Annotated in this window: 15 protein-coding genes; 12 read left to right on the top strand and 3 right to left on the bottom strand. The window is 69.2% G+C overall.

All coding sequences use genetic code 11. The annotated features are described in order from the left end of the window. Positions 1-84 precede the first annotated feature (84 nt). Both rpe and VI056_00755 read left to right on the top strand, forming a co-directional pair. Positions 85-744 (top strand): ribulose-phosphate 3-epimerase, encoded by a 660-nt coding sequence (gene rpe / locus VI056_00760; GenBank protein ID HEY6201548.1) that lies wholly within the window; start codon positions 85-87, stop codon positions 742-744. Next, the gene (locus VI056_00755; GenBank protein HEY6201547.1) at positions 741-1265 is read left to right on the top strand and encodes a hypothetical protein; all 525 of its coding nucleotides are present in this window, start codon (positions 741-743) and stop codon (positions 1263-1265) included. The genes rpe and VI056_00755 overlap by 4 nt, the downstream gene beginning before the upstream one ends. Here VI056_00755 and VI056_00750 read toward each other — a convergent pair. From VI056_00750 to VI056_00740, 3 genes are read right to left on the bottom strand one after another with little or no spacing between them, the layout of a single operon-like run. After that, positions 1262-2194 carry a phosphotransferase gene (locus VI056_00750; GenBank protein ID HEY6201546.1) on the bottom strand — a complete coding sequence of 311 codons (933 nt, stop codon included), beginning with the start codon at positions 2192-2194 and terminating at the stop codon, positions 1262-1264. The genes VI056_00755 and VI056_00750 overlap by 4 nt on opposite strands. Beyond that, on the bottom strand, positions 2178-2546 hold the full coding sequence (locus VI056_00745) for a metallopeptidase family protein (protein HEY6201545.1): 369 nt from the start codon (positions 2544-2546) through the stop codon (positions 2178-2180). The genes VI056_00750 and VI056_00745 overlap by 17 nt, the downstream gene beginning before the upstream one ends. 22 nt (positions 2547-2568) lie before the next feature. Next, positions 2569-3171 (bottom strand): sigma-70 family RNA polymerase sigma factor, encoded by a 603-nt coding sequence (locus VI056_00740; protein ID HEY6201544.1) that lies wholly within the window; start codon positions 3169-3171, stop codon positions 2569-2571. Positions 3172-3230: 59 nt separating this feature from the next. Here VI056_00740 and VI056_00735 point away from each other — a divergent pair, with 59 nt between their 5' ends. From VI056_00735 to VI056_00690, 10 genes are all read left to right on the top strand, one after another. Further along, complete coding sequence (locus VI056_00735; protein ID HEY6201543.1) at positions 3231-3764, top strand: HD domain-containing protein; 534 nt, start codon at positions 3231-3233, stop codon at positions 3762-3764. Next, positions 3761-4978, top strand: coding sequence for a M20 family metallo-hydrolase (locus VI056_00730; protein HEY6201542.1), 1218 nt, complete (start codon positions 3761-3763; stop codon positions 4976-4978). Before VI056_00735 ends, VI056_00730 begins: the two co-directional genes overlap by 4 nt. 70 nt (positions 4979-5048) lie before the next feature. Then, on the top strand, positions 5049-5444 hold the full coding sequence (locus VI056_00725) for a MerR family transcriptional regulator (protein HEY6201541.1): 396 nt from the start codon (positions 5049-5051) through the stop codon (positions 5442-5444). Next, positions 5441-6616, top strand: a complete 1176-nt coding sequence (locus VI056_00720; protein HEY6201540.1) for an acetyl-CoA C-acyltransferase — start codon at positions 5441-5443, stop codon at positions 6614-6616. Before VI056_00725 ends, VI056_00720 begins: the two co-directional genes overlap by 4 nt. Then, on the top strand, positions 6613-6996 hold the full coding sequence (locus tag VI056_00715; GenBank protein HEY6201539.1) for a VOC family protein: 384 nt from the start codon (positions 6613-6615) through the stop codon (positions 6994-6996). Before VI056_00720 ends, VI056_00715 begins: the two co-directional genes overlap by 4 nt. After that, positions 6980-8188, top strand: a complete 1209-nt coding sequence (locus VI056_00710; GenBank protein HEY6201538.1) for an acyl-CoA dehydrogenase — start codon at positions 6980-6982, stop codon at positions 8186-8188. The genes VI056_00715 and VI056_00710 overlap by 17 nt, the downstream gene beginning before the upstream one ends. Before the next feature lie 4 nt (positions 8189-8192). After that, positions 8193-10175 carry a (Fe-S)-binding protein gene (locus tag VI056_00705; GenBank protein ID HEY6201537.1) on the top strand — a complete coding sequence of 661 codons (1983 nt, stop codon included), beginning with the start codon at positions 8193-8195 and terminating at the stop codon, positions 10173-10175. Between the two features lie 120 nt (positions 10176-10295). After that, on the top strand, positions 10296-11069 hold the full coding sequence (locus VI056_00700) for an electron transfer flavoprotein subunit beta/FixA family protein (protein HEY6201536.1): 774 nt from the start codon (positions 10296-10298) through the stop codon (positions 11067-11069). Continuing rightward, positions 11066-11956 carry an electron transfer flavoprotein subunit alpha/FixB family protein gene (locus tag VI056_00695; GenBank protein ID HEY6201535.1) on the top strand — a complete coding sequence of 297 codons (891 nt, stop codon included), beginning with the start codon at positions 11066-11068 and terminating at the stop codon, positions 11954-11956. The genes VI056_00700 and VI056_00695 overlap by 4 nt, the downstream gene beginning before the upstream one ends. After that, on the top strand, positions 11956-13110 hold the full coding sequence (locus VI056_00690; GenBank protein ID HEY6201534.1) for an acyl-CoA dehydrogenase family protein: 1155 nt from the start codon (positions 11956-11958) through the stop codon (positions 13108-13110). Before VI056_00695 ends, VI056_00690 begins: the two co-directional genes overlap by 1 nt. The last annotated feature ends 1 nt before the right edge of the window (position 13111 follow it).

Below are 13111 nucleotides of genomic sequence, written 5' to 3'. Positions count from 1 at the left end.
CTCTCCCTCTAACCTGAACGGGCGGAGGTGGGACCCCTCGAATGATGCCAGCCCACCGCGCCTGGAACAAGGAGAGAAGCGAGCATTCCTGAACCGAAATTTGCTCCGTCCATCCTGAACGCCGACTTCGGCCGCCTCGCGGAGGCGGTGGGCGCGCTCGAACGAGGCGGGGCCGACTGGGTCCACGTCGACGTGATGGACGGTCACTTCGTCCCGAATCTCACATTTGGGCCGAAGATGGTGGCCGACCTGCACCGTGCGACCCGCCTGCCGCTGGATGTCCACCTCATGATCGAGCAGCCGGATGACCGGGTGGACCGCTACGTCGATGCCGGCGCCGCGTACGTGGTGGTCCACGTGGAGGCGGCGCGCGAGGTGTCGGCGACGCTCTCTCGGATCCGCACCCGCGGCGCGAAGGCCGGGATCACGCTCAACCCCGATACGCCGGTCCAGGCGATCCTGCCGTATCTCAACGAGGTCGATCTCGCATTGGTGATGAGCGTGAACCCTGGATTCGGCGGCCAGAAGTTCATCGAGAGCGCGATCGGGAAGCTCCAGCGCCTGCGCAAGGAGATCGATACGCGACGACTCCCGGTCGAGCTCGAGGTCGACGGCGGTGTGAAGCTCGACAACGTCCGTCGCGTGATCGAGGCCGGCGCTTCAGTTGTCGTTGCTGGCTCCGCCGTCTTCGAATCGCGCGAAGGCGTCGAGGCAGCCCTGAAGAAGTTCCGCGCGCTGCTGTGATCCGCAGACCCGTCGCCGTCGCCGCCTTCGGCATCGCGATCGCGTCGCTCGTCGCGTGGGCTTTCGTCATCCGTCCGGCGCTCGACACGCCGGAGCGTCGGGTCGCCGCGTATCTCGCGGCGACGAGCTCCGGCTACGAAGGGGCCGCGCTCGATGCTTGGGTGCCGTACCCCGCCAATGTCCTGATGAGCACCGAACTTCGTGCGAGGCGTGAGGATCTCACGCGCGAGCTCGCGACGCTCGGCGTCGGGCGCACGTACGCGATCCGGTCCGTCGATTGGTGGCGAACTTGCTGCGAGCCTGGGATCGTGGACGGCCCGGGGAATGCCGGCCTGGCTCGGATGCACGTGATCGCGACGGATCGATCGGGCAACGAGCATCGCCTGGTCTTTGAGGTGTGGGTGAAGCAGCTCACGTGGTGGGGCGATGCCGCTGGCGAGACCGTGAAGGACTGGACCTTGTATGAAGTCCATCGCGAGGGCGAAGGGTGTCATCTGTCGGGTCCGACGTTCGGCTGCTAGCCGCGGGCGATCTCCAGCGCGCGCCGCGCTCGTAGCTCGACCTCATCCCAGCGTTTGCGGAACGCGCTGTAGGCCACACCGTCGAGAGCGATCCGCAGGCAGTAGCAGGAGAGCCGCTCCGCGAACTGGGGCACCGCGAGTCCGATCGCGTCGTAGTGCGCGCGCGCCTCGGCGGCGAAATCGATGTTCCCCCACGCTGGGAACCACGGTCGATAGAAGACGAGGTTCGCGATGTCGTAGAGAAAGTCGCCGTACTTCGAGCTGCCCCAGTCCAGCACGGCGGTGATGCGATCGCCCTCCACCAGAACGTTGCGGTTGATGAGGTCGTCGTGGAAGAGGGCTCGCTCCTCGGGGCAATGCTCGACCATCTGCACCAGTCGTGCGTAGCCCTCTTCGAACGCCGCAAGGACCTTCGGTACGTCGTGGAGAAGCTCCCGCCACCCAGCTGCCCCCCGCGTCGCCGGCTCGTTGAGAAAGCCGAGCAACCATGCGCGCCAAGTCGGATGACTCGTGCGACCGTCCGCGCGCCATCCGCCGCAGCCCGACGACGCGGACAGGTCGACCTCCCGCATCGCATCCATTGCGGCGAACAACGCAGGAAGAACGCGCCTCATCCGCCTCTCGTCGAGACCGTCGATGTGCTCACCGCGCACCCGCGGGGCGATCGCGTAGAAGCCTCCGAGCGCCGGCCCCCAGTCGATGATCGGTGGTATCGGTAGCGCCGCTGACGCGTAGCGCGCCGCGTATGCGTCTTTCTCGAAGTCTTCGTCGTAGGCGCCGAAGCGCGCGACCAGCTCCGCGTCGGCGGTCAGCACCGAATACACGACGGACCACTCACCTGGTCGCATCACCGTGATCCGCGCGGAGGACCCGAAGCGTTCGCGCAGGAAGTCTCGGTGCGCCGGGTCGGCGTCAGTCCTCGTCGCCAAGACCCAGCTCCCCGAGACGCTCGTCGCTGATGCCGAAGTGATGCGCGATCTCGTGCACCACGGTGTCGCGAACGATCTCCGCCTGGCGCCGCGGAGAGGCGCTGATCCGTTCGATCGGGCCGCGGAAGATGCTGATGCGGTCGGGCAGATAGGGCTCCATCGCGCCGCGGTCCGTCAGAGGCACGCCCTCGTACAGACCGAGGAGCTCGCCGTCGCCGCGCAGCTGCTCGGGCGACGGCTCGTTCTCGACGACGATCTCGATGTTGCGCATCCGATCGCGGAACTCCGCGGGCAGCTCGGCGAGTGCCCGCGCGACCAGTCGAGCGAAGCGGGCCTGCCGCAGTCGTGACACGTTCGCGACTCTAGCCGTCGCGCTAGGCGGCCTCCTGGTCCTCCCCAAGCGCGGACCGCAGCCGTCGCAGCGCTCGCGCGCGGACGCGACACACGCCCGACTCCGAGAGCCCCACTGTCACGCCGATCTCGCGCAGCGTCAGGCCGCGCCCGTAGGAGAGCACGATCACGCGACGCTCCAGCTTCGTGAGTCTGCGGAGCTCGCGCGCGACGCCGTCCCAGCGCGCGTCGCGGCGCGTCGCGGCGGCGGCCGCTTCGGGCGTTGGGATCCCGGCGTCCCCAAGCTCCGCAAGCCGGTCGAGCGAGATCTCGACGTACGGCGGCGGGAGATCCTCCGAGATGCGCTGCGCCTCGCGGTATGCCCTGCGGGCGGAGCGCGTGAGCGGGTCGCGCTCGCGCAGCGCGTCGAGCACCTGGCCGCGCACCCGGCGGGCGGCGTACGCGCCGAACGACGCACCGAGGTCACCCCGGTAGCGCTGCGCCGCCTGCACCAGACCGACGACGCCCCACGCGATCAGATCCTCTCGGTCCGCCCCGCGACAGCGCGGATCGAGTGACCGCGCGGCCACCGCTCGCGCGAAGGCAAGGTGCGCGATGATGCGCTCGCCGCTCGCCGGTCCGTCCAACCCGAGTCACGCTCCCCGGCGGCACCGTATTCATCCGACGACGGGGTGTCAATAGCGAGTTGACTAAGATATCCACAGAAGCCGAGCAGTTTTTCGACCGATACGCGTATCCGGCCTGGCTGCGTACGCACAGCCTGCTCGTCGGACGGATCGCGGAGACGATCGTTTCGGCCCGCGCGGACGTGAAGACGCAGGCTCGCGACATCGCGCTGGCCGGGTATCTCCACGACATCGGGCGCAGCCCGCTCGTCGCTGACGACAGGCGGGAGCACAACGAGCTGTCGGCGCTGATCCTCGCCGCCGAAGGGCTGGCGGGCTCGGTCGAGCCGGCTCGCCGGCACGCGATCTACACGGTGCTCGATCCCGCGACGGCGCCCGCCACACTCGCGGACAAGATCGTCTACGTCGCGGACCGCCGCGGAGGGATGAGGGTGGAAACGATCGACGCGCGCGCACGGGACACCGCGCATCGCCACCCACGTTTCGCCGCCGACATCGAACGCGCCATCCCGGCCGCGAAGGCGCTCGAGCGCGAAGTGTTCGGCGGTCTACCGTTTGCGCCGGGAGAGCTGGAGGCGCATCTCATCACATGAGCGACTTCTTCCGGCTACAGAAGCACATCGACGAGCTGTCCGCGATCGGCGCGCGCGACGGCGCGGTCACGCGTCTCGGGCTCAGCGCCGAGGAGCAGGCCGCGCGCGATCTCGTTGGGTCGTGGTGCGCAGCGCGCGGCGCGGTGCTCCGCCGCGATGCGGCGGCGAATCTGTTCGCGCGATTCCCCGGCGAGCGCGACAACGATCCCGTGCTGCTCGTCGGCTCGCACCTTGACTCCGTGCCGGAGGGCGGCCGCTTCGACGGCGCGCTCGGCGTGATCTGCGCGATCGAGGCGGTCGAGTCGCTCCTGGACGTTGGCACTCGCTTCCAACGCCCCATCGAGGTCGTGGCCTGGGCGGACGAAGAGGGCGCGCGTTTCGGGATCGGCCTCTTCGGATCGGCGGCCGCGTTCGGCCGCCTCCCCGCACGTGCGGCCGAGCGGACCGATCGGAACGGGATCAGGGTCGTCGACGCGCTGCGCGCCTTGGGCGAGCAGGGCGACCCCGCGCTCGCCGCGCGGGATCCGCGGGAGATCGCGGCCTACCTCGAGCTCCACATCGAGCAGGGGCCGCGTCTTGCGGAAGCGAATCGTCCGCTTGGCGTCGTGAGCGACATCGTCGGGATCGTGCACGGGCGCGTGACCGTGAAGGGGCGTGCCGATCACGCCGGTGCGACCGTCATGACCGCGCGGTCCGATGCGCTCCTCGGCGCTGCGGAGATGGCTCTCGCGCTGGAGACCGCGGCGCGCTCGCGCGAGAACACCGTCGGCACGGTGGGCGAGATCGCCGTGCGTCCGGGCGCGAAGAATGTCGTGCCGGGCGAGTGCATCTTCTCGATCGACGTGCGGGCACCGGATCAGATGCGCATCGACGCCGTGATGGCGGATCTCCGCGAGGCGGTGAGACGCGTCTCGGAGGCGCGCGGACTCGAGACCTCGATCGACGTGTTCAATGCCGTGCCGCCGACGCCGCTGGACCTCACGATGCGCGACATGTTCGCGAGGGCGGCGTCGAGCGTTGGCGTCGAGGCGCCTCTCCTGTCGAGCGGTGCGGGGCACGACGCGCAGAACCCAGCGCTCGCCGGTGTCCCGACCGGGATGCTGTTCATCCGCTCGACCGGGGGCAGCCACACACCGCGGGAGTCGGCCGCGACCGTCGACGCGGCACTCGCATCGGACGCGCTCGCGTTCGCGCTCCGCCGCATCGCCGGCTGACTGCGACCACCGGAGGTATGCTCTGGCTGCCAGTTGACGTGAACTGGCAAAGTGCTTTCGGGGAGAGCGCGTGGCGACGACGGTCGGCCAATACCGCATCGGGGAGCTTGCCGCGAAGGTCGGACTGACCGAGCGGACCATCCGCTACTACGAGGAGCTCGGCCTTCTCGAATCCGTGAAGCGCCTCGACGGCGGCGTGCGCGTCTACACCGACGACGACGTGCGCCGTCTCAAGTACATCGGCAAGCTGAAGATGCTCGGGCTCACGCTTCAGGAGATGCTCGAGCTCGAGCGGATGTTCCAGCGGCACCGATCGAACCGCAACGTCCTGCCTCGCTTGGTCGAGCTGCTCGACGCGCACCTCGCCACACTGAGTGACCGCATGAGCGAGCTCGCCGCGCTACGCGACGAGATCCGCTCGTACCGGGAGCACGTGACGCAGCGGCTGCTCGAGGAGGACAAATGAGCGAGGTCGTCATCGTCGGGGCGGCGCGCACTCCGATCGGCGCGTTCCTCGGCGGTCTCGCGCCCCTCGCGGCGCCAAAGCTCGGCGCGATCGCGATCCGCGCCGCGATCGAACGCTCCGGGATGGCCGACGACAAGATCGACGAGGTCTACATGGGCAACGTCGTCCAGGCCGGCGTCGGTCAAGCGCCGGCGCGACAGGCCGCGCTTGGAGCGGGCTTGCCGCAGAGCGTTCCATGCACGACGGTCAACAAGGTCTGCGGCTCGGGCCTGAAGAGCGTGATGCTCGCCTCATCGCAGATCCTCGCCGGTGAAGCGCGCTGCATCGTCGCCGGCGGGATGGAGTCGATGTCGAACGCGCCATACCTCGCTCGCGGTCTGCGCACCGGACTGTCGCTCGGCGATCACCACATCGAAGACGCGAATCTGGTGGACGGTCTCGTGGATGCGTACGGCGGCGGGCACATGGGCCTCGGCGGCGAGAAGGCCGCGGAGTGCTGCGCGCTCACGCGCGAGGATCAGGACCGCTTCGCGCTGCACAGCTACGAGAAGGCGCTCCGGGCGCAGAAGGAGGGCGCGTTCGACGCGGAGATCGTCACCGTCGATGTTCCGGGAAGAAAGGGTGCGGTCACGACGATCGCGAAGGACGAGTCGCCGCGCGAGACGAGCCTCGAAGCACTCGCGAAGCTCGCGCCAGCCTTCAAGCCAGGCGGGACCGTTACCGCGGGCAACGCCTCGAAGCTGAACGACGGCGCGGCCGCGCTGGTCGTCGCTTCCGCTGATCGCGCCCGCGAGCTGCACGCCGCACCGATCGCACGCATCATCGCGCAGGCGCAGTACGCGCGCGAGCCCGACCTCTTCCTCCTCGCGCCGAGCGGCGCGATCGCGCGCGTGCTCGAGCGAGCGGGCTGGACCGTCGATGGGGTCGACCTGTTCGAGGTGAACGAGGCGTTCAGCGGCATCGAGGGCGTGCGCCGCGAGCTCGGGATCCCCGATGACAAGTTCAACGTGAACGGCGGCGCCGTCGCGCTCGGGCATCCGATCGGTGCGTCCGGCGCGCGTCTTCTCGTCACGCTCCTTTACGCCCTTCGCGCGCGGGGCAAGCGGCGCGGCATCGTGTCGCTCTGCCTCGGCGGCGGCGAGGCGGTCGCGCTCGCGGTGGAGGCGGCGTGAGCGACGACCACGTGCCCAGCGTCGGTCCGGTCATGGCCTTCACGTCGCGGCGCGAGGAGGTCGTGCGCTTCTACACCGAGATCGCCGGGCTCAAGGCGGAGCTACAGGGCGGCGCGACCTGGCTCGAGACCGAGAACGCGCAGGTCGTGATCCACGACCCCGACGATCGGCAGACCGAGGCCGAGGTGCGCGCGCAGCGCGGCTTCGTCGTCTGGTTCGGCATCGACGACGTCGCGAGCGCGTACGCACGCGCGAAGGAGGCCGGCTGCGCGGTCGGCGCGTTCCAGGGCGACTACTTCTACGCTCGCGACCCCGACGGTCGGTACGTCGGCTTCCACGCGAACGAGGAGCATGGACACGGACATGGCCACGACCACTGAGACGGTGACCGGCTTCGACCTCTCGCTCACAGAAGAGCAGGAGCTCGTCCAGCGGACGGCGCGCGACTTCGCGCGCGAGAAGGTGCTCCCGCGCGCTCGCGAGATCGACGAGAAGGGCAAGATCCCACCGGAGCTGCTCGCCGAGATGGCATCGCTGGGCTTCCTCGGGATCTACGTCCCAGAGGCGTACGGTGGCGCCGGTCTCGATGCGCTGAGCTACGCCCTCGTGACCGAGGAGATCAACCGCGCCTGCGCATCGACGGGCGTCGTCATGTCGTCGCACGTGTCGCTCGTGGTCGACCCGCTCCTGCATCACGGCAGCGACGCCCAGAAGGACCGCTTCCTGCGGCCGCTCGCAAGTGGCGCGAAGCTCGGGTGCTTCGCTTTGTCGGAGCCGGCGTCGGGCAGCGACGCCGCGGCGATGCGAACGTCCGCCCGCCGCGACGGCGATGCATGGGTGCTGAACGGAACGAAGAACTTCATCACGAACGGCGCGAGCGCCGACATCACGCTGGTCTTCGCGCAGACGCAGGTCGGCGATGCGTCCAAGTCGGCCGGCAGCGAGGCTGCGAAGGCCCGACATCGCGGCATCGCGGCGTTCATCGTCGAGAAGGACACGCCGGGCTTCAGTGTCGGCAAGATCGAGCACAAGCTCGGCATCCGCGGGTCGGACACCGCGCAGCTCGTGTTCCAAGACTGCCGCGTGCCGGCGGCGAATCTCCTCGGCGGGGTGGGTGAGGGCTTCAAGATCGCGCTCTCGACGCTCGACGGAGGCCGCATCAGCATCGCGGCGCAGGCGGTCGGCATCGCGCGCGCGTGCCTCGAGGACTCGCTCGCGTACGCGAAGGAGCGCGAGGCATTCGGCAAGAAGATCGTCGAGTTCCAGGCGATCCAGTGGAAGCTCGCGGACATGGCGACCGAGATCGACGCGGCCCGTCTCCTCGTGTGGCGCGCCGCGACGCTCAAGGACCGCGGCGAGGATCACATCCTCGCGGCCGCCCAGGCGAAGCTGTTCGCGAGCGACGTCGCGGTGCGCGCGGCGCGCGAATGCGTGCAGATCTTCGGCGGCTACGGCTACCTCACCGACTTCCCGGCCGAGCGCCACTACCGCGACGCGAAGATCACCGAGATCTACGAGGGGACGAGCGAGATCATGAATCTCGTCATCGCCCAGGAGATCTTGAAAGAGTGATCGCGTGATCGCGCCGACGCAGGGCCTCGTGCTGGTGCTGCTCGCGCTGATCGTGCTCGGGTTCGGCGGATTCTTCTGGCGCGCATCGCTCCTGTACCGGCTGCTGCGTCTGGGGCGCAACGAGGACCGCAGCGACAGCCCGGCGCGCCGGCTGCGTGACGAGATCGTGATCTACCTCGGGCAACGCAAGCTCCTGAAGCGGCCGTACTACGTGCGGGGGATCGGACACGCGCTGATCTTCTGGGGCTTCCTCGTCATCACCTACGGGAGCGCCGATCTGCTCCTCGCGGGTGTGTTCGGTCGGCACCTGCCGCTCACCGACACCGGCCTCTACGCGTGGACGCTCGACATCTTCGCCGTCGCGGTGCTCGCGTCGGTCATCGTCGCCGTCGCGCGCCGCGCGTTCGTGAAGCCTCCGCGGATGCACATCGCGCCCGAGGGCTACGTGATCCTCGGGCTCATCTCCTTCCTGATGCTCACGCTGCTCGTCTTCGAGAGCGCCGGCATCGCCGCCGGCCAGCTGGAGGCCGGTGTGACGCCGCCGCCGCTTGCGGGTCTCGTGAATCTCTTCTCCCGCGAGAGCTCTTCGGCCGTGTTCGCGGGCGCGTGGTGGGCGCACGTCGTGACGATCCTCGCCTTCGCGGTCTACCTCCCGCGCACGAAGCACCTTCACATCGTCACCACGCTGCCGAACGTGTACTTCCGCTCGTCGCGGCCGCGTGGCGCGCTCCAGCTCATCGAGGACATCGAGAACAAGGAGACGTTCGGCGCCGCGAACATCCGCGACTTCTCGTGGAAGCAGCTCCTCGACGGGTACACCTGCACCGAATGCGGGCGCTGCTCCGACAACTGCCCGGCGCTCGCCACCGGCAAGATGCTCGATCCGCAGAAGATCGTCCTCGACATCCGCGACCAGCTGCTGCGCGAAGGACCGAAGCTGCTCGCCGACGCGAAGGCCGAGACGACGGCGCCCGCGCACTGGGTCGAGACGAAGCCCGATGAGCTGTGGGCCTGCACCACCTGCGCGGCGTGTGTCGAAGCGTGCCCGGTGACGATCGAGCACATCGACAAGATCGTCGACATGCGACGCTCGCTCACGCTCATGGAGGGCGCGGCTCCGGCCGAGGCGCAGCGCGCCATGACGAACATCGAGCGCGCCGGGAACCCGTGGGGCGAGCCGCGCGAGACGCGCGGCGACTGGTCCCGGGACCTTGGGATCCCGACCTTCGCGGAGAAGCCCGACGCCGAGTACCTGTACTTCGTCGGGTGCGCGGCGTCGTACGACCGTCGCAACCAGCGCGTCGCTCGCGCCCTCGCGACGATCCTGAGGTCCGCGAACGTCTCGTTCGCGATCCTCGGCGCGGCCGAGACGTGCAACGGTGACCCGGCCCGGCGCATGGGTAACGAGTACCTCTATCAGCTGCAGGCGCAGCAGAACATCGAGACGCTGAACGCGGCCGCGGTAAAGAAGGTGATCACGTCCTGCCCGCACTGCTTCAACACGATCGCGAACGAGTACCCGCAGCTCGGGGGTAACTACGAGGTCACGCACGCGCTGCCGCTGGTGAAGAAGCTGCTCGACGACAGGAAGATCACGATGACCGACACGCATGTCTCCGAGGTCGTCGCCTACCACGACCCGTGCTACCTCGGCCGGCACAACGGCATCTACGACGCGCCGCGCGACGTGCTCGACGCGGTGCCCGGCGTCACGCGAGCGGAGATCGCTCCACACAACCGCGAGCGCGGGTTCTGCTGTGGCGCGGGGGGCGGCCGGATGTGGATGGAAGAGAAGATGGGACAGCGCGTGAATCACCGCCGCGTCGATCAGCTGCTCGCGACGAAGTCGGGCGCGACCAAGGTGGCGAGCGGTTGCCCGTACTGCCTGATCATGCTCGAGGAGGGCGTCGGGGCCAAAGGCGTGCAAGAGTCCATCAAGCCGGTCGATGTGCTCGAGCTCGTCGCCGCGCGCTTGGAGACGAACTGATGGACCTCACTGACGGCGGGACGATCGCGTGGATCGTCGGGGCGCTCTTCGCGATCGTGGTCGCGGTGTTCGCGATCTGGGTCGGCCTGCGCTACGCGAACGACGAGGAGATCGTCTGAGATGAAGTTCCTCGTGTGCCTGAAACAGGTGCCTGACTCGACCGTGCGCGTGAAGGTCGCAGCCGATGGCAGGTCGGTCGCGACCGAGGGCATCACCTGGTCGATCTCGCCGTACGACGAGTACGCGATCGAGCTGGCGCTCGAGCACAAGGACGGTGATCCCTCGACGACGGTGAGCGTCGTCACGGTCGGCCCGGCGCGATCGCGCGATGCCCTGCGGCAGGCGCTCGCGATGGGCTGCGACGACGCCACGCTGGTGACCGCGGACGACAAGGTCGGCGGGCTCGATGTCGCGAAGGCGCTCGCCGCTATCGTGAAGGACGCGAAGCCGGACGTGGTCCTGTGCGGGAAGCAGGCGTCGGACGACGACCAGGGTCTCGTCGGACCCGCGCTCGCCGAGGCGCTCGGCTGGCCACACGTCGGGATGCTCACGAAGATCGCCGCGGGCGCCGACGGCGTCGAGCTATGGCGAGAGATCGAGGGCGGCCACGAGGTGTGGACCACGCCGCTGCCGGTCGTGGGGCTGGTGCATAAGAGCGCGAAGGAGCCGCGCTACCCGAGCCTGCCCGGGATCATGAAGGCGAAGAAGAAGGAGATCCCGGAGAAGGATCTCGCCGCGCTCGGCGTGACGCCGGGCGCGCCGCGGGCCGAGGTCGTGGCGATGGAGCCGCCGCAGCAGCGCGGTGGCGGAAAGATCCTCAAGGCCGACGGCGACGTGAAGGCGCTCGCTGTGGAGCTCGCGCGCCTGCTGCACGAAGAGGCGAAGGTCCTGTGAAGATCCTGATCGTCGCGGAACGGAACGACGGCAAGCTCCGCCGCGTGAGCGCGGAGATCGCGGCGAAGGCGAAGTCGTTCGGCGACACCGAGGTCGTCGAGGTCAGCGGGACCGACCGCTATCACCCCGTCGCGCACGCGAACGCCGTCGCGGCGCACGCGAAGTCGGGCGGCGCCGACGTGGTGCTGACCGGCGCGACGCTCAACGGACGCGATCTCGCCGCGCGCGTCGCCGCGAAGCTCGGGTGGGCATACGCCGCGGACTGCACCGACGCGTCGGCGAAGGACGGAGCGTTCGAAGCGAAGCGGCCCATGTACGCCGGGAAGGTGCGCGCGACCTTGCGCGTTCCGACGCCGGCGGTGCTGTCGATCCGTCCCGGCGCGTGGACGCTGCCGGCCGGCGCGGGCGACGTCGCGGTGACGGCGCTCACGGCGGACGCCAGCGCAGGGGGGAGGCTGAAGTTCGTGCGGTTCGAGCCGACGGCGACGTCGAGCAAGCGCGTCTCGCTCAGCGAGGCACGCGTGATCGTCTCCGGCGGACGCGGCCTGAAAGGGCCCGAGAACTGGAAGATGCTGGAGGACCTGGCCGACGCGCTCGGCGCCGCGACCGGCGCATCGCGCGCGGTGACCGACGCAGGGTGGCGGCCGAACGAGGAGCAGGTCGGGCAGACGGGGAAGACCGTCACGCCAGACCTGTACATCGCGCTCGGTATCTCAGGCGCGATCCAGCACCTCGCAGGTATGACGTCGAGCAAGGTCATCGTCGCGGTGAACAAGGATCCCGACGCGGATATCTTCAAGATCGCGGACTACGGTGTCGTGGGCGACCTGTTCGAGTTCCTGCCCGCCTTCACGGAGGCCGTGAAGAAGACGAAAGCCGCGGCTTGATGCGGCCCGAGACGGGACAGACGGAGCGCGAGTTGGCAGCCGCGGTGCGTGACTGGGCATCGAGCGCGCTTCTCGCGCCGCGGATCGCCGGGGCGGAGCAAGACGGCGCGCTGCCCGCCGACGTCATCAGCGACCTGGGCGAGCTCGGCGTGCTCGGCATGGGCGTGCCTGAACAGAATGGCGGCCTCGGTGCATCCACGGTCGTGTTCGCGCTGGTCCTCGAGGAGCTCGCGGCGGCGTGGCCGTCGCTCGCGGTCGGTGTGTCGGTCAACAGCGGCATCGTCGCGGGCTCGATCGTCCGGTACGGCACGCCCGATCAGCGCGCGCGCTGGCTGCCCCGACTCATCGACGGATCTGGTCTGGGCGCGTTCGCGCTCACGGAGGCCACGAGCGGGAGCGACGCGGCTTCGCTGCGCGCGACCGCACGCCGCGATGGCGACGGTTGGGTCCTGAATGGCAGCAAGCAGTTCATCACCAACGCGAAGTACGCGCCGCTGGTCATCACCTTCGCGCGCGTTGGGGAGGCCGAGGAAGGACGACCTCACTCCGGCATCACCGCCTTCATCGTTCCGACCGATGGGCCCGGCGTGAGCCTTGGTCCATCCGAGCTCAAGATGGGGCTGCTCGCCTCCGACACCAGTGCGCTCGTACTCGAAGACGCTCGCGTGGGCAGCGACGCGGTGCTCGGCGAGATCGGCCGAGGCTTCGGTATCGCCCTCGCGGGACTCGATGGCGGGCGCATCGGGATCGCCGCGCAGTCGATCGGGATCGCGCGTGCGGTGATCGACCGCGCGATCGCCTATGGCCGCGAGCGGCGGCAGTTCGGCACGCCGCTCGTCGAATTCGAAGCGATCCGCTTCTCGCTCGCGCGCGCTCGCACCGACCTCGATGCGGCCCGGATGCTCGCGCTCCGCGCGGCGTGGCTGCGCGACCGTGGGTGCGCGTTCACCCGGGAAGCGTCCATGGCCAAGCTCTACGCCAGCGAAGCGGCGCAGCGGATCACGTACCAGGCGCTGCAGGTCTTCGGGGGCTACGGCTACATGCGCGAGTACGAGGTCGAGCGCTACGCACGTGATGCGCGCGCGACGACGATCTACGAAGGAACGAGCGAAGTACAGCGCATGGTCATCGCCCGATCGCTGGTGGCCGCGTGAC

This window comes from Candidatus Limnocylindria bacterium (assembly GCA_036523395.1).
Classification (GTDB): domain Bacteria; phylum Chloroflexota; class Limnocylindria; order P2-11E; family P2-11E; genus CF-39.
The sequence above is the reverse complement of the archived record's forward strand: the minus strand, read 5'-3'. Positions and strand labels throughout refer to the sequence as shown.